This window comes from Gaetbulibacter sp. M240 (assembly GCF_043876815.1).
In the GTDB taxonomy this organism is placed as follows: Bacteria; Bacteroidota; Bacteroidia; order Flavobacteriales; family Flavobacteriaceae; genus Gaetbulibacter_A.
Genome location: NZ_JBAWKA010000001.1, coordinates 1,245,364 through 1,260,522, shown reverse-complemented (window position 1 = coordinate 1,260,522; position 15,159 = coordinate 1,245,364). Strand labels below are relative to the sequence as shown.

The window sequence follows — 15,159 nt, the reverse complement described above, 5'->3', positions numbered from 1 at the left end:
ATGTTTTGATTCGTTAGTTTTGTTAGCTTACAAATATAAAACTTTAATTGTTTTAAGCCCTTAAGCAGGTTTCCTTTTTTTAATACGAATATTTTTTAGCATTGCATTTAATAGCACTGTTGAAATGATAATAATGGCGCCATAGTAGAATGAGGGCGACATAGCTTCTTTTTCCGGAAATAAAATCACGGCTAAAATAATACCATAAACTGGTTCTAGATTATAAGTGAGCACGACTGTATATGGACTGATCACATGCATAACATGCACAGCCGCAATAAAAGCATAAGCTGTACAAACCGAAGCGAGAATAATGAGATACCAAAAATCTGAACTGCTCAAATTGAAAAATGATGCTTGCGTGAATTCTTTCGAGAACAACAACAAATAAATAGTAATCGCTATAACGCCACTTATAAACTCATAAAATGAAATGACCGTTGAAGTATATGACTTTATAAAGCGTCCATTTAATACCGCAAATAAAGAGGATAAAAAGGCAGATAGTACCCCGAGAACGATCCCATAGATGTATTCTATTTCGCTTTTGGTAATGATAAAAACACCAAAAATAACAATGATCCCAAAAAGGATCTCGTACCAAATAATACGTCTTTTAAAAATCAATGGTTCTATTAAAGAGGCAAAAAAAGCACCGGTAGAGAACATAGCTAAAGCAATGGATACATTCGATTCTTTTATCGAACCAAAAAAAGTGATCCAGTGAAGCGCAATAATTATTCCCGCCAAACCAAGTTTTAAAACCGACCCATATCTGAGTTTTAATTTTACGCCCGCTATTTTGATATAAATGAACATAAAAATGCACGCAAAAACCATTCTAAACCACACCAAATCAACCGCGTTTATGGAAATTAATTGCCCTAAAATTGCTGTGAATCCCGCTATAAAAACGAGAACATGTAGATGAAGGTAATTTTTGAGCTTAGCGTTTTGCATGATATAACATGTAACCCGCCAGAATACCGAAAATTATATTTGGAAACCAGGTAGCGATAATCGGGTTAAAATTGGATTGCTCAGTCATTACACCAAAAATCTTATCAAAGAACACAAACACCATAGCAATACAAATACCTATAGCCAAATTTACACCCATTCCACCACGTCTTTTGATGGACGACACCGCAACAGCGATAATGGTAAGTATAAAAACAGAAACCGGTAAACTCCACTTTCGGTAAAGCACTAATTTAAATCGGCCAACATTTGAGGAGCCTCGCGCCTCCTCCTTGGCAATAAACTGTCTTAGATCCCCATACATTTTAGTCTCGGCCGCATAGATAACAGGGATGAGATCGTCTACATCAAATGAAAACAATGTATCCTTTAAAACAGAATGTTCAATTTCATCCTCATTTTCAAGAATCGTCCGCTTCGTATAATTGGTAAGGCGATAAGTAGTGTCTGTAGGATTGAATTTAATCGTAGAAGCTGTAATTTTATATTTCAATTTGTTATCCTCGATATGTTCCAAAGTAAAATTATGGCCTGTACTATTTTTTACATCGAACCTACTTACATATATAATGTCGTTATCATTAATTTGCCTAAACACATTGGTGTCATCTACAGATTTAACACCTTTCTTTAAATACTTATAGGTAAAATCATTAAATCCCTCACTAGCCTTTGGAGCCAGATATAATCCTAGTACAATAGATAAAACCGCCACAATAGTTGCTCCGATAAGATAAGGCCTTAAAAAACGGGTAAAAGAAACCCCCGAACTCAAAAAAGCAATAATTTCTGTGTTATTGGCCAATTTTGAAGTAAACCAGATCACAGACAGAAATAAGAATAAGGGGAATAGAATATGTGCAAAATAAATTGTAAAATCGTAGAAATACCATAAAACCTCAGTTAATGGCACTTCATTTTCAAGAATTTTTCCAATTTTTTCAGCTAGATGCACTGTGATTCCTATTGGAATAAACAGCAATAACATCATGAAAAATGTGAACAAGTAACGCTTTAAAATGTACCAATCGAGAATTTTCATATCATAATTTACTTCAAAAAGAAAACTTTCCTTTTACAGACGCTTATCCATTTGTTTCACCATTTTATTTTTCCAGGATCTAAAATCACCTGCTAAGATATGCTTTCTAGCTTCTCTTACCAACCATAAATAAAATCCGAGATTATGTATTGTGGCGATCTGTTTCCCCAACATTTCGTTAACCGTAAATAAGTGGCGCACATAAGCCTTAGTATATTCGGTATCAACATAAGTCATTCCCATAGGATCCAGCGGCGACAAATCCTCAGCCCACTTTAGATTTTTGATATTTATAGTTCCATGAGCCGTAAATAGCATACCATTTCTTGCATTCCTGGTAGGCATGACACAATCAAACATATCTACACCTAACGCTATATTTTCCAATATATTGATCGGTGTACCTACACCCATCAAATACCTAGGTTTTTCTTCCGGTAAAATAGAACAAACCACATCCGTCATGGCATACATTTCCTCTGCAGGTTCCCCTACCGATAAACCACCAATAGCGTTTCCAAGAGCTCCTGCATTCGCAATATATTCTGCCGATTGTTGCCTGAGATCTTTATAGGTGCTCCCCTGCACTATCGGAAAAAATGTTTGATTATAACCGTATTTCGGCGGAACTTTTTCTAGGTGAGTTTTGCAACGTTCTAACCAACGATGCGTCATGTGCATTGACCGTTTTGCATAATGATAATCGCAAGGGTAAGGTGTACATTCATCAAAAGCCATAATGATATCGGCTCCAATACTACGCTGAATTTCCATCACGTTTTCAGGTGTGAATGTGTGGTAGCTTCCATCGATATGCGATTTAAATTTCACTCCCTCCTCTTTGATCTTTCTATTGGCTGAAAGAGAATATACTTGATACCCACCCGAATCGGTCAAAATGTTACGATCCCAGTTCATGAATTTATGAAGCCCTCCTGCTTTTTCTAATATTGGAGTCTGTGGTCTTAAATATAAATGATACGTATTCCCTAGGATAATATCGGGATTAATATCGTTTTTTAATTCGCGCTGGTGCACCCCTTTAACCGATGCGACAGTACCAACAGGCATAAAAATAGGTGTTTCAATAGTACCATGATCTGTTGTAATGGTACCCGCCCGGGCTTTTGTTTGAAGATCTTTAGCTTTTAAATCGAATGTCATTTGTATCTACAATGCGTTCGCAAACCTACATATTTTTTTACTCTTAATTACGATATTTGTATATTATATGTGTTATATTTAATCGATTTCCTGAATACGAAATTCAAAAAAATAAATAAGATTTAGAAATAAATAAGATTTGGCAACGTTTTTGATTCAGTTAGTTAAACACCTTAAAAAACGAAGATTATGAGAATTTTAAAAAATCGAACAAAAACATCAAAAAACAAAACATGGTTAGTGGGTTCATTTCTGTTCGCCCTCTTTTTGGCTTTAGCCATACCAACGAACTTAAATGCACAGGCGGCTACTGGTCTTGGTATTAGAGGGGGATTAAATTATAACGGAAATGGCAAGTATTTTTCATCTATTAGCGCAAATGCAGAAAATCCTGATAAGAATGTAGGGTACCACATTGGACTTTTTGGAAAAATTGGAAATCAAATTTACTTAAAACCCGAGTTGGTATACACCAGTACCAAAAGTGATTATAACAGTGATGATTTTAAAATGCAAAAACTTGACCTACCGGTATTGGTCGGAATTAAAGTTCTTGGTCCCGTAAGTGTTTTTGGCGGACCTGCATTTCAATACATTTTAAATAGTAAATTTGGAGATGTCACTGTTAATGATGTTGAAAATGATTTTACAGTTGGATTAAATTTCGGTATTGGTTTAAATATCAACAAACTTGGCATTGACCTAAGATATGAACGTGGTTTTAGCAATAATGAAGCAACGTTTATTCAGAGTAATAATGTTGAGGTGAGTCGTTTAGACACCCGTCCGGATCAGCTAATCCTAAGTTTTTCTCTGATCTTATAAGATCTAATAATAACAAATAAAAAAACCTCGTACTAAACGAGGTTTTTTTTATGTTAATACTTCAAGCTTTAATTACTTGGAAGCAGTTTCTGTTGGGTCAAGATATTTAGGAATCCCATTTGCTCCAATATCATTGGTAGGATCTCCATCGTTGTTTGTGTCTTCATTTATTGTTAAAACGCCATCACCATCATCATCTTGATCAAAAAAGTTCGGCCTGAAGTCACCGTCTGTATCATCGTCGTCAGGATCTTCAGAATCTTCAAAATTGACAATAAACTCGCCATCACCATTTAAATCCTCTAAATAGGAAAAAACGCCATCATTATCGTGGTCCATTACAGAGGTTTCGAGTAATTCGAATTTAAAAGCTATAGGTGAATATGACGGAATTTGTCCCTGACTGGCAGAAAAATAACCCAAGCCAGATGGAAGAAACATAACACCCACTCCGGCATTCGTGTAAGACACGGTTCCGTCACCATTATCTGTAAAGGAAGCGGCCATATTGAACAAAGGCAGTACTTTACGCCAACCCGGTATCACGCCAAAAGTATTTTGACCATCACCAACTAAATAGAAGTCCGTAGGTGTAGGGGTTTCATCAAAAATTTTGTTGTCGTCAAGTGGTAAGAAACCCTCATATAAAACGCGTACTTCGTCACAGAAGTGAGGTGATTTTTCACCTCCACCTTGGTTTAAAATTAACACATAAAATTTATATTCTGTTTCGGCAAAGGTTACAGTATACGTCTCAACGGCATTGATGAGCAGGGTGTTTTGATCAGGATTAGGTAATTCACCGTTTTCCGGTAAAGCCGTAATAACCAAATCTTTTGAACTTGGATTAGGGTTCGATTCAAAATCTGAAGAATTATAGTAATAGCTACCAAGATAATCCAACAACAACGCATCATCTTCAATTTGTTGTTCCGCTCTATCACGTTCCGGTATCGGTTGTATTCTATTGTTTTCGTTTTTACTACAAGAAAGAACAATGGATGACAAGGTTAAAAAAAGTATACTGAATTTCCCTATTTTCATATAGCACTAGTAATTCTTAGTTATTGCTTATTTTTGAGGTCGCAAGATACAATATTAAAGTATTCCTGCACAAAAACATTAACGTAGTTTTTAGAATAAATATATGCGAATTGATAAATTTTTATGGTGTGTGCGGTATTATAAAACAAGGTCTTTGGCAACAACAGCTTGTAAAAAGGGACATGTTAAATTGAATAGCGACACGGTAAAACCGAGTCGCGAGGTCTATCCTCAAGACATCATTGAAGTGAGAAAAAGCCAAATCAATTACAAGTTGGTCGTGAACGACATTCCGGAAAACCGGGTTGGAGCTAAATTAGTGGATATTTACCTTACCGATAAAACACCAAAAGAACAGTTTGATGCTCAAGAAATGCTAAAATATTCCAAAGATTATTACCGAAAAAAAGGAACCGGCCGCCCCACGAAAAAGGACCGACGTGATATTGATGAATACAAAAACGACCCTCTAGAACCAGATCTTTAGAAATCCTGTTTGTGTATTTTTGATTATTCAAACAACTTCTATTTTTGAAATAAATAAATTGACTAATTTTACAAAGAAAACTAAACCCTTAATACGATGCTTGTAAAGAACAATGTGATTTTAAATGAAAAAGAAATCACCTATAAAATAAGACGCATCGCCTTTCAAATTTACGAAAGCAATGTTGAAGAAAATGAGATTATACTGGCAGGTATCGACAAGAACGGATATATTTTAGCTCAGAAACTCAAAGCTGTACTTCAAAAGATATCTCACATAAAACCAATTCTTTGCAAAGTTGTGATTGATAAAAAAAATCCGCAAGGCCCTGTGAAGACCTCCATACCTGAAACAGATTATGCCGATAAATCATTAGTACTAATTGACGACGTTTTGAATTCCGGGACTACACTTATCTATGGGGTAAAGCATTTCTTAAATGTGCCTCTGAAACAATTCAAAACAGCTGTTTTAGTGAATCGAAATCATAAAAAATATCCCATAAAAGCAGATTTTAAAGGCCTGTCTTTATCGACCTCATTACACGAGCACATTGAAATTAAGTTGGATAAAAAACCTTACGAAGCCTTATTGGTTTAGGTTTTCAAGCAAATCTTCAATTATAGTGTCAACTGTTTTAGCATCTGTTGATACCGTTATCTCTGCTTGTTCATAAAACGTTCGTCTTTCAAAAAGGTGTTTCGCAATAAATTCGGTTAATTCAGCTTCTGTAATTAAATGTGAGATCAAAGGACGTTTTTCTTTTTCATGTATCAAACGCCCCACCAAAGCTTTCAAGGATGCTCTAAGGTATACCGTTTTTACTTTTTTATGAGATAATAAAGTGGCCATATTATTTCCATAGCAAGGTGTTCCTCCTCCAAGGGATAAAACAAGACCATCCTTTTCTAATAAAAGCTCTGAAAGATATTCCGATTCTAATTTTCGAAAATAAATTTCTCCTTTCAACGCAAAGATATCTGTAATAGATTTTCCCTCCTTTTCTTCAATAAAATCATCAAGATCCTGAAAATCATAGCCCATTATTTTGGCCAACAACTTACCTGCGGTAGACTTTCCGGAAGCCATATAACCTATTAAAACTACTATCATTAAACGTTATATTTTGATAATTAAAAGCATACGAAATAGTGCTGCAAAAAAACGAAAAAATCTTTTAAAAAAGCATTGTTTTATTAATTAAACATTATATATTTGCACCCGCAAACGGCAAGTTGTCTAGCATTGACCGGGTAGCTCAGTTGGTAGAGCATCTCCCTTTTAAGGAGAGGGTCCTGGGTTCGAGCCCCAGCCCGGTCACTTAAAAGTTAAGCGTTATTGCTTAACTTTTTTTATTTTTACACTTCTTTTTATTTTAGCGCACGTGGCGGAATTGGTAGACGCGCTGGCTTGAGGGGCCAGTATCCGTTTTAGGATGTGGAAGTTCGAGTCTTCTCGTGCGCACTTTTTCATTATTTTTTTATACTTTGTTTAACGCTATTAATTCGCCCACTATTTAGGGCCAATTCCACCTGATAACAGGGCTGCAAAGGCCTCGCGAAAAAAATAAAATTATTATTGTTTCAAATTAATGTTGTTATATCAATAAATATTAGTATTTTTGTTTAAGAAAAAATGAAAATAGATGAACAATATTCAGGTTAATTTCAGTATCAAAGACCTTGAGAATTTAACAGGAATCAAGGCTCACACTATCAGGATCTGGGAGAAACGCTACAACTTATTAAGCCCTAATAGAACAGATACGAATATTCGGAATTACAATTTAGCTAGTTTTCAAAAGCTTTTAAATATTTCTTTTCTCAATAATAACGGGTTAAAGATTTCTAAAATTGCCGAATTAGGTGAAGAAGAAATTCCCATTAAAGTTCGGGAAATAGCTTCTAGAGCTAAAGTTGAAGACCACGCTATCAATGCTTTAAAAATGGCTATGATCAATTTTGATCAGGTTTTATTTTATAATACATACAAAAATTTAATAGAGACTAAAACATTTAGTGACATCTTTTACTCGGTCTTTTTGCCCTTGTTAAATGAGATTGGGCTGCTGTGGCAAACCGATACCATAACACCAGCTCATGAACACTTTTTATCTGTACACATTAAACAAAAGATCTTATTAAATATTGAGCGCATTCAAACGCTGGAACCTAAACCTAATGGCAGAACATGTATTTTGTTTTTACCGGATCATGAAATTCACGATATTGGATTACTCTTCATAAATTATCAATTGCGAAGTAAAGGCTATCACACCATTTTCCTTGGTGAAAGTATGCCTATGGAAAGCTTAACTGATTTACATGAATTTTTTGAAGATATCACGTTTATATCCTATTTTACTGTATATCCTGAAGTAGAGAAAATTCCAGAATACATCGAGGATTTTAGTAAAACTTTGATGATCAAAGACAGTACAAGATTTATGTTATTGGGGCCTAAATTAGCTGAAGTAAAAGACCTAAAACTTCCTAGTAACATTAAAACTTTCGATTCTATTGAAAAATTAGTGAAGACATTTTAATCCCCTTTTCTAATAATCCCTTTTATATTCTCCCAAATGAGTACTACTGTTAATATTATAGGTTCCGGATTTTCATCTCTTGCCGCTGCATGCTACCTCGCAAAAGCAGGTAATAAGGTGCGTGTTTTTGAAAAAAACAGCACTATTGGTGGTCGTGCAAGACAGTTTAAAAAAGATGGTTTTACCTTCGATATTGGCCCTACCTGGTATTGGATGCCCGATGTTTTTGAACGATTTTTTGGTGATTTCAATAAAAAACCTTCGGATTATTACACACTTGAAAAACTAAATCCAGCATACAGTGTATATTTTGGAAAAGAAGATTACATAACCATAGAAGATACACTCGAGAAAATTAAAAGTGCTTTCGAGAAAGAAGAAATCGGAAGTTCTGAAAAACTTCAAAAATTTATAGATGAAGCGAAAAGCAACTACGATATCGCTATAAAAGATCTGGTTTACAATCCAGGACTATCTCCATTAGAACTGGTGACCCCAGCGACCATTAAAAAACTCAATCAGTTTTTTAGTACCATAAAAAAAGATGTCAGAAAGGCTTTTAATAATGAGCGACTCGTAAAAATCCTTGAATTTCCCGTGTTATTTTTGGGAGCAAAACCCAGTGACACACCTTCTTTTTACAGTTTTATGAATTATGCTGATTTTGGTTTAGGGACGTTTCATCCAAAAAAAGGAATGTATCAGGTAATTCTAGGTATGGAAAATCTAGCAAAAGAATTGGGTGTAGAGATCGAAACAAATTCACCTATTGATCGCATCCTTGTTGAAAAAGGAAAAGCCATAGGTATTGAAATTAATGGTAAAGCCCACTTTTCAGATGTTGTATTGAGCGGTGCTGATTATCATCATACAGAAACGCTGCTCGACGCCTCGGATCGCCAATATTCAGAGCGGTATTGGAACAATAAAACTTTCGCCCCCTCTTCCCTACTCTTTTATGTAGGTTTCGATAAAACGTTAAAAAACGTTAACCATCATACTTTGTTTTTTGATGTGGATTTTGATACCCACGCTGAAGCTATTTATGACGATCCGAAGTGGCCAGAGGAACCCTTATTTTACGCAAGTTTTCCTAGTAAAACAGATCCATATTCAGCTCCTGAAGGTAAAGAAGCCGGTATTTTTTTAATACCTCTGGCCCCGGGAGTCGAGGATACTCAAGCTTTAAGAGATACCTATTTTGATAAAATAATGATGCGTTTTGAAGATTTAACATCCCAAAATGTCAAAAATCATGTTATATTTAGAGAATCATTTTGTGTGAACGACTTTATTAAAGATTATAATTCATACAAGGGAAATGCCTATGGTATGGCAAATACATTATTACAAACAGCCTTTTTACGACCAAAATTAAAAAGTAAAAAGGTGAAAAATTTGTTTTTCACTGGTCAATTAACTGTTCCTGGTCCTGGTGTACCACCGTCGTTAATTTCAGGGAAACTGGTAGCAGAATTAGTAACCAAATACCACAGTTAATTTTATGAAAGCACTTTTCGATACCGTTTCATACCAATGCAGCAAAACTGTTACAAAAAGTTACAGCACCTCATTTTCATTGGCAACCAAAATGCTTTATAAATCCATTAGAAACGATATTTATAATATATACGGTTTCGTAAGGTTCGCAGATGAGATCGTTGATTCATTTCACGGTTACGACAAAGAAGATCTTTTTAAACGTTTTACTGACGACCTGGAATTTGCTTTGAGAGACCGTATTAGCTTAAACCCTATTTTAAATTCATTTCAGCATACCTATCACAAATATAATATAGACAAACATCTGGTGGATGCCTTTATGAATAGTATGCGAATGGATTTGCATAAAACTGATTATTTAACCGAAGAAGAGTTCAAGAATTATATTTATGGCTCTGCCGATGTTGTAGGCTTAATGTGCCTTAAGGTTTTTGTGCACGGTGATAAAGAGAAATATGATGAATTGAAGTATACCGCTATGGCCCTTGGTTCGGCATTTCAGAAAGTTAATTTTCTGAGAGATTTAAAAGCTGATTTTGAAGGTTTGAACCGCACCTATTTTCCAAATACAGATCTAAGTAATTTAGATGAAAAATCTAAAGAAGAGATTATAACCGATATTGAACATGATTTTGAAATAGGTTTAAGTGGTATCAGAAAATTACCGAATGAAGCTAAGTTTGGTGTTTTTATGGCATATAGGTACTACAGTCAACTTTTGAAAAAATTAAAAAAAACACCGGCTTTCAAAATAAAAAATTCGCGCATTAGAGTTTCTAATCCCAAAAAAGTAGAACTTTTGATGCGCAGTTATGTAAAATATCAACTAAATTTAATGTAAAAGAATACTATGGATACTTTATATTGGATTCTTATTTTTTTAGGCACCTATTGCGCAATGGAATTTATGGCTTGGTTTACACATAAATACATCATGCATGGAATTTTATGGAGCTTACACAAGGATCACCATCATAAAGATCACGACAGTTGGTTTGAGCGTAATGATGCCTTTTTTATTTTTTATGCTGTGGTGAGTATAGGTTGCTTTTTGCTTTGGAAATACGAAGGTTTTTGGGCCGGTTTACCTATTGGTCTTGGTATTTTTGCATATGGCTTATCTTACTTTTTAGTGCATGACATTTTTATTCATCAGCGTTTTAAACTCTTTAGAAACGCAAATAATTGGTATGCCCGCGGGGTAAGACGAGCGCATAAAATACACCATAAACATTTGGGTAAAGATGATGGGGAATGCTTTGGAATGTTGTTTGTACCCTTCAAGTATTTTAAAAAATAGAACGTTACTTCTAACATGGCAAACTTACCCCATTTCGATTTTGCGATTATAGGAAATGGTCTTGCCGGATTACAACTTGCACTCGCCTTTTCAAAAGATCCCTTTTTTTCAGAAAAGACTATCACCCTTATTGATCCTTCGGAAAAGAACACCAACGATAAAACCTGGAGTTTTTGGGAAACCGGTTCTTCTTACTGGGGTAAAATTGCCCAACAATCCTGGAGTAAAGCAATCATTTATGCTTGTGAGGAAACCATTTCTTTAGATCTTCAGCCTTACAATTATAAATCTATTCGTTCTATTGATTTTTACAAACATTGCAAAGCAGAACTGGGAAAACATCAAAACATTCGCTTTGTTTTAGATGAAGTCACGGAAGTTATAGAAGATGCGACATCAGTAAGCATTACAGGTAAAAAAAAAATATATAGAGCCTCTCAGGTTTTTGACAGTCGACTACCGGAGGAATTTTTTCAACCGAAGAAAAACATTCCGGAAATTATTCAACATTTTAAAGGTTATATCATCAAAACGGAAACGCAACTTTTTGATGAAAATATTATGACCATGATGGATTATAGGGTAAAAGACGGCGACCAAACCACATTTACCTATGTGTTACCTTATAGTAAAACGGAGGCTTTGGTAGAATTCACTTATTTCACCAAAGACCTAGTAGAAAACGACGTTTATGACGAATTTTTAAAGCGTTATATTAAAGAATATCTACACCCTGAAAGTTATACCATCGTGGAAACCGAAACCGGTCGTATCCCAATGAGCGCCTTTCCTTTTGATCATTTCAATTCAGAAAAGATAACAAAAATAGGTACTGCGGGAGGTTGGGTAAAAGCCTCAACAGGCTACTCCTTTAAAAACACCGAAAATAAGGTGAACCAAATAATTTCCAACCTCAAACAAGGGAAACGGGCCTCTGAAAGTTTATTTAAAAGCAAATATAAATTTTACGACAAAGTTTTTTTACACGTTTTAAAAGATAACAATGAAAAAGGCGAATGGATTTTTAAACAATTTTATGGCAAGAATAAAACGAGCCATATGTTTCGTTTTTTAGATGAGGAATCTTCAATTCTTGAGGATATTCGTATCATGATATCCTTAATATCCTGGCCATTTATAAAGGCCTTTTTTAAGACCTTAAGGTAGGGAGATTCAAAAAAAAAAGCCTCTCAAGATTGAGAGGCTTACTTTTTTATTCTTCTTCGTCTGACACGGCTTCTTTTGTAACACCGACTTCTGGTTCTAGTAGTTTATGCTCAACTAGTAAATTATACCACTGAATAACCTTTTTAATATCACTGGCATACACGCGATCTTCATCGTATTCCGGCAACACGTCAAAAAAGTATTCTTCAAGTTTCAGTTTACCGTCTTTCGGATTTACTGAAGCTTTTCTTCCGTTTTCTTTCGACTGAATTTTTTTGAACACCTCTGCCAAAGGCACTTCTTCCGTTAAGGTATAAATAGCAATATCACTTAGAATACTTACATTTTGCTGGATTCCTACAGACATCCGTTTTTTGTCCACTAAAGATTCCGCTATAAAACCACCGCGTGTTTGGGTGATCAATTTATATAATCCGGGTTTTCCGGAAATCGATAACACTTTTTCTAAACTCATAAATTATTTTTTTGCCGGACAAATATCTTTTGAATATGGCGTTATTGCAAATATTATCGTTTCTTTTTTTGATTCGGAAAACGCATTTTATAATCGACGTTAATTTTACCTTTAGAAATATTATTAAGTCTACTTTTTATAAGTCGTTTTTTAAAACTCGAAAGTTTATCTGTAAATAAAACCCCTTCGATGTGATCGTACTCATGCTGTATAACTCGAGCTATAAGGCCTTCAAAAGTTTCTGTATGCGTTTCAAAATTTTGATCCTTATAAGTTATGGTAATTTTAGGTTGACGATAAACATCCTCACGAACATCAGGAATACTTAAACAACCTTCATTGAATGCCCATTCATCACCCGATTCTTCTGTAATCTGAGCATTGATAAAAACTCTTTTAAAACCTTTCAATGATTCCTTTTCTTCTTCAGTAAGTTCGTCATCTTCCGCAAAAGGCGTGGTATCTACCAAAAAAATCCGAATTGGCAATCCTATTTGAGGCGCTGCCAAACCAACCCCAAAGGCATTATACATAGTTTCGAACATATTCACGATCAAGGCGTCTAAATTCGGGTAATCCTCTGTAATATCTTTGGCCTTAACTTTTAATACAGGATCGCCATAGGCCACTATAGGTAAAATCATGGTATTACTATTTTTTGCAAAAATACAATTCTTAAAGTGATTTCTTTTATTTTGAATATAAATAACTTTGAAGGATCAAGGTTGCTGAGATCTCATCGATCAACGCTTTGTTTTTACGTTGCTTTTTTTTAAGTCCACTATCTATCATCGATTGAAATGCCATTTTTGAGGTGAACCGTTCATCCACTCGTTTTACCGGAATATTTGGAAACTTCAAATTTAGCTTTTTCAAAAATGAAGCAATATAAACTTCACTCTCTGAGGCCGTGTTGTCCATTTGCTTCGGTTCGCCTACTAAAAACATTGACACTTTTTCTTTGGCTGTATAGTCTGAAAGAAAAACCAAAAGATCTTTGGTATCTACGGTAGTCAAACCAGATGCAATCATCTGAAGTTCATCTGTTATGGCAATTCCAGTACGTTTGGTTCCGTAATCTATGGCTAATATTCGTGACATACATGGTATTTAATACAAAAATACGAATAAAAAAAGAGGCTATCGTAATGACAGCCTCAGTAAAATTATAACTTTATTGTGATTGGTTTAAGCTTTCTCGGCTTTATGGATCTTAGGAAATAACAATTTGATATTCTCAACGCGCTTAACACGAACTCTATTATAATAAACACGAATATCACTGTTAGTTCTTGCTATAGATTCCTTTAGTTCGGCAGGACTGATCAAGTCATTGCTTACAGCAGGTGCCGGATTAATTTCATTCGAAGTTAATACGATATTAGTTTCGCTTTCCGGATTTGTATTATCGTTAGATTGTGCCTGAGCGAAAGAAACACTCAGTATTAAAACGATTACGATGTAAAATTTTGTTTTCACTGCTTTAGTAATTTGAAACAAATATATATTCAAGATGATCTTCATACCTAAAAAATTAGTTATAATTAGCAAAAACCACGATAACCTGTAATCGTAGGAATAATAGGCGTTTAGAGCGTTTTTTAAAAAATTTTATCGATGAAATGCACACCGTTTAAGCCTAAATGTGATCTTCGGACAAATCGGTTTTAATAATCTCTTTAATCCGTTTAATAATTTCGATGAACAGAAACCTAAAAAAGTTGATTTTAGTACAGAATTCGTTCCACATTACTTAAATGTTTCAAGGATAGCTATTATATTTGCTCACAAAACAATATAAGCAATGACGAATTTGAAAAACACTATAGAAGAAGCTTGGGACAACCGGGAATTATTACAACAGGAAGACACCAAAAAAGCCATAAGAGAGGTGATCAACCTTCTCGATGAAGGATCCTTGCGGGTAGCTGAGCCAACCAATGACGGATGGCAGGTAAACGAATGGGTGAAAAAAGCGGTTGTTTTATATTTTCCTATTCAAAAAATGGAGACTATTGAATGTGGTCCCTTGGAATTTCATGATAAAATCCCTTTAAAAACAGGTTACGCAGCAAAAGGTATCCGGGTGGTGCCTCATGCGGTAGCCAGACATGGAGCCTATATATCATCGGGAACTATTTTAATGCCTAGTTATGTGAATATAGGTGCTTATGTAGACGAAGGAACGATGGTTGATACCTGGGCTACAGTTGGAAGTTGTGCGCAAATAGGCAAGAATGTACATTTATCAGGTGGTGTAGGTATTGGAGGTGTTCTAGAACCGCTGCAAGCCGCACCGGTTATTATTGAAGACAATGTTTTTGTTGGATCACGTTGTATCGTGGTTGAAGGCGTTCGTGTTGAAACCGAAGCTGTGTTGGGCGCAGGCGTGGTTTTAACTATGAGCACCAAGATTATTGATGTCACGGGAGACGAACCTGTTGAAATGAAAGGTATTGTTCCTGCTCGTTCAGTAGTCATCCCTGGAAGTTATTCCAAAAAATTCCCAGCCGGAGATTATAACGTACCTTGTGCCTTAATTATAGGAAAACGAAAAGAAAGTACTAACAAAAAAACATCACTAAACGAAGCGCTTCGTGAGCATGATGTAGCGGTGTAAGTGAAA

18 protein-coding genes and 2 tRNA genes are annotated in these 15,159 nt (G+C 35.1%); 11 read left to right on the top strand and 9 right to left on the bottom strand.

Annotated features, from left to right (window positions below):
- Positions 1 to 60: 60 nt before the first annotated feature.
- The 3 genes from V8G61_RS05435 to tgt are packed head-to-tail and all read right to left on the bottom strand — an operon-like array spanning position 61 to position 3,187.
- Entirely contained in the window at positions 61 to 960 is a 900-nt protein-coding gene (locus V8G61_RS05435; protein WP_394874455.1) for a DMT family transporter, read from the bottom strand.
- The gene (locus tag V8G61_RS05430) at positions 947 to 2,023 is read right to left on the bottom strand and encodes an LptF/LptG family permease (RefSeq protein WP_394874454.1); all 1,077 of its coding nucleotides are present in this window, start codon (positions 2,021 to 2,023) and stop codon (positions 947 to 949) included. Before V8G61_RS05430 ends, V8G61_RS05435 begins: the two co-directional genes overlap by 14 nt.
- Positions 2,024 to 2,056: 33 nt before the next feature.
- Entirely contained in the window at positions 2,057 to 3,187 is a 1,131-nt protein-coding gene (gene tgt, locus V8G61_RS05425) for a tRNA guanosine(34) transglycosylase Tgt (protein WP_394874453.1), read from the bottom strand.
- A 189-nt stretch (positions 3,188 to 3,376) separates the two neighbouring features.
- Between tgt and V8G61_RS05420 the strand changes: the two genes are divergently transcribed.
- Positions 3,377 to 4,012, top strand: a complete 636-nt coding sequence (locus tag V8G61_RS05420) for a porin family protein (RefSeq protein ID WP_394874452.1) — start codon at positions 3,377 to 3,379, stop codon at positions 4,010 to 4,012.
- A 72-nt stretch (positions 4,013 to 4,084) separates the two neighbouring features.
- On the opposite strand, the gene V8G61_RS05415 is transcribed toward V8G61_RS05420, so the two are convergent.
- Complete coding sequence (locus V8G61_RS05415; RefSeq protein ID WP_394874451.1) at positions 4,085 to 5,056, bottom strand: FKBP-type peptidyl-prolyl cis-trans isomerase; 972 nt, start codon at positions 5,054 to 5,056, stop codon at positions 4,085 to 4,087.
- A 103-nt stretch (positions 5,057 to 5,159) separates the two neighbouring features.
- Between V8G61_RS05415 and V8G61_RS05410 the strand changes: the two genes are divergently transcribed.
- Entirely contained in the window at positions 5,160 to 5,543 is a 384-nt protein-coding gene (locus V8G61_RS05410; RefSeq protein ID WP_394874449.1) for an RNA-binding S4 domain-containing protein, read from the top strand.
- Positions 5,544 to 5,639: 96 nt separating this feature from the next.
- Positions 5,640 to 6,143 (top strand): phosphoribosyltransferase family protein, encoded by a 504-nt coding sequence (locus V8G61_RS05405; protein WP_394874448.1) that lies wholly within the window; start codon positions 5,640 to 5,642, stop codon positions 6,141 to 6,143.
- Here V8G61_RS05405 and V8G61_RS05400 read toward each other — a convergent pair.
- Positions 6,132 to 6,656 carry a shikimate kinase gene (locus tag V8G61_RS05400; protein ID WP_394874446.1) on the bottom strand — a complete coding sequence of 175 codons (525 nt, stop codon included), beginning with the start codon at positions 6,654 to 6,656 and terminating at the stop codon, positions 6,132 to 6,134. The genes V8G61_RS05405 and V8G61_RS05400 overlap by 12 nt on opposite strands.
- A 134-nt stretch (positions 6,657 to 6,790) precedes the next feature.
- On the opposite strand from V8G61_RS05400, the gene V8G61_RS05395 reads away from it, so the two are divergent.
- The 7 genes from V8G61_RS05395 to V8G61_RS05365 all read left to right on the top strand — a co-directional run bounded on the left by V8G61_RS05395 (position 6,791) and on the right by V8G61_RS05365 (position 12,058).
- Positions 6,791 to 6,863 (top strand) — tRNA-Lys (locus tag V8G61_RS05395).
- A 58-nt stretch (positions 6,864 to 6,921) separates the two neighbouring features.
- Positions 6,922 to 7,007 (top strand) — tRNA-Leu (locus V8G61_RS05390).
- 181 nt (positions 7,008 to 7,188) lie between these two features.
- A complete protein-coding gene (locus V8G61_RS05385; protein WP_394874445.1) occupies positions 7,189 to 8,088 on the top strand; it encodes a MerR family transcriptional regulator in 900 nt (299 codons plus the stop codon).
- Between the two features lie 36 nt (positions 8,089 to 8,124).
- Positions 8,125 to 9,588: a phytoene desaturase family protein gene (locus tag V8G61_RS05380; RefSeq protein ID WP_394874444.1), complete on the top strand. Its 1,464-nt coding sequence runs from the start codon at positions 8,125 to 8,127 to the stop codon at positions 9,586 to 9,588.
- Between the two features lie 4 nt (positions 9,589 to 9,592).
- On the top strand, positions 9,593 to 10,432 hold the full coding sequence (locus tag V8G61_RS05375; RefSeq protein ID WP_394874442.1) for a phytoene/squalene synthase family protein: 840 nt from the start codon (positions 9,593 to 9,595) through the stop codon (positions 10,430 to 10,432).
- Positions 10,433 to 10,441: 9 nt separating this feature from the next.
- On the top strand, positions 10,442 to 10,891 hold the full coding sequence (locus V8G61_RS05370; RefSeq protein WP_394874441.1) for a sterol desaturase family protein: 450 nt from the start codon (positions 10,442 to 10,444) through the stop codon (positions 10,889 to 10,891).
- A gap of 15 nt (positions 10,892 to 10,906) precedes the next feature.
- Positions 10,907 to 12,058, top strand: a complete 1,152-nt coding sequence (locus V8G61_RS05365; protein ID WP_394874440.1) for a lycopene cyclase family protein — start codon at positions 10,907 to 10,909, stop codon at positions 12,056 to 12,058.
- Between the two features lie 46 nt (positions 12,059 to 12,104).
- Here the strand turns inward: V8G61_RS05365 and V8G61_RS05360 are convergent, their stop codons facing one another.
- From V8G61_RS05360 to V8G61_RS05345, 4 genes are all read right to left on the bottom strand, one after another.
- Entirely contained in the window at positions 12,105 to 12,533 is a 429-nt protein-coding gene (locus tag V8G61_RS05360) for a DUF5606 domain-containing protein (RefSeq protein WP_394874439.1), read from the bottom strand.
- Positions 12,534 to 12,586: 53 nt separating this feature from the next.
- Positions 12,587 to 13,177, bottom strand: coding sequence for a peptide deformylase (gene def / locus V8G61_RS05355; protein ID WP_394874438.1), 591 nt, complete (start codon positions 13,175 to 13,177; stop codon positions 12,587 to 12,589).
- 46 nt (positions 13,178 to 13,223) lie between these two features.
- Positions 13,224 to 13,634, bottom strand: coding sequence for a Holliday junction resolvase RuvX (gene ruvX / locus V8G61_RS05350; protein WP_394874437.1), 411 nt, complete (start codon positions 13,632 to 13,634; stop codon positions 13,224 to 13,226).
- An 87-nt stretch (positions 13,635 to 13,721) separates the two neighbouring features.
- Positions 13,722 to 14,057, bottom strand: a complete 336-nt coding sequence (locus tag V8G61_RS05345) for a hypothetical protein (protein WP_394874436.1) — start codon at positions 14,055 to 14,057, stop codon at positions 13,722 to 13,724.
- Positions 14,058 to 14,337: 280 nt separating this feature from the next.
- Here V8G61_RS05345 and V8G61_RS05340 point away from each other — a divergent pair, with 280 nt between their 5' ends.
- Positions 14,338 to 15,153, top strand: coding sequence for a 2,3,4,5-tetrahydropyridine-2,6-dicarboxylate N-succinyltransferase (locus V8G61_RS05340; RefSeq protein WP_394874435.1), 816 nt, complete (start codon positions 14,338 to 14,340; stop codon positions 15,151 to 15,153).
- Positions 15,154 to 15,159: the final 6 nt, after the last annotated feature.

Bases quoted from the DNA above. Each gene is read 5' to 3' on its own strand.
- V8G61_RS05435 (WP_394874455.1), bottom strand. From the start codon at position 960: ATGCAAAACGCTAAGCTCAAAAATTACCTTCATCTACATGTTCTCGTT.
- V8G61_RS05430 (WP_394874454.1), bottom strand. From the start codon at position 2,023: ATGAAAATTCTCGATTGGTACATTTTAAAGCGTTACTTGTTCACATTT.
- tgt (WP_394874453.1), bottom strand. From the start codon at position 3,187: ATGACATTCGATTTAAAAGCTAAAGATCTTCAAACAAAAGCCCGGGCG.
- V8G61_RS05420 (WP_394874452.1), top strand. From the start codon at position 3,377: ATGAGAATTTTAAAAAATCGAACAAAAACATCAAAAAACAAAACATGG.
- V8G61_RS05415 (WP_394874451.1), bottom strand. From the start codon at position 5,056: ATGAAAATAGGGAAATTCAGTATACTTTTTTTAACCTTGTCATCCATT.
- V8G61_RS05410 (WP_394874449.1), top strand. From the start codon at position 5,160: ATGCGAATTGATAAATTTTTATGGTGTGTGCGGTATTATAAAACAAGG.
- V8G61_RS05405 (WP_394874448.1), top strand. From the start codon at position 5,640: ATGCTTGTAAAGAACAATGTGATTTTAAATGAAAAAGAAATCACCTAT.
- V8G61_RS05400 (WP_394874446.1), bottom strand. From the start codon at position 6,656: ATGATAGTAGTTTTAATAGGTTATATGGCTTCCGGAAAGTCTACCGCA.
- V8G61_RS05385 (WP_394874445.1), top strand. From the start codon at position 7,189: ATGAACAATATTCAGGTTAATTTCAGTATCAAAGACCTTGAGAATTTA.
- V8G61_RS05380 (WP_394874444.1), top strand. From the start codon at position 8,125: ATGAGTACTACTGTTAATATTATAGGTTCCGGATTTTCATCTCTTGCC.
- V8G61_RS05375 (WP_394874442.1), top strand. From the start codon at position 9,593: ATGAAAGCACTTTTCGATACCGTTTCATACCAATGCAGCAAAACTGTT.
- V8G61_RS05370 (WP_394874441.1), top strand. From the start codon at position 10,442: ATGGATACTTTATATTGGATTCTTATTTTTTTAGGCACCTATTGCGCA.
- V8G61_RS05365 (WP_394874440.1), top strand. From the start codon at position 10,907: ATGGCAAACTTACCCCATTTCGATTTTGCGATTATAGGAAATGGTCTT.
- V8G61_RS05360 (WP_394874439.1), bottom strand. From the start codon at position 12,533: ATGAGTTTAGAAAAAGTGTTATCGATTTCCGGAAAACCCGGATTATAT.
- def (WP_394874438.1), bottom strand. From the start codon at position 13,177: ATGATTTTACCTATAGTGGCCTATGGCGATCCTGTATTAAAAGTTAAG.
- ruvX (WP_394874437.1), bottom strand. From the start codon at position 13,634: ATGTCACGAATATTAGCCATAGATTACGGAACCAAACGTACTGGAATT.
- V8G61_RS05345 (WP_394874436.1), bottom strand. From the start codon at position 14,057: ATGAAGATCATCTTGAATATATATTTGTTTCAAATTACTAAAGCAGTG.
- V8G61_RS05340 (WP_394874435.1), top strand. From the start codon at position 14,338: ATGACGAATTTGAAAAACACTATAGAAGAAGCTTGGGACAACCGGGAA.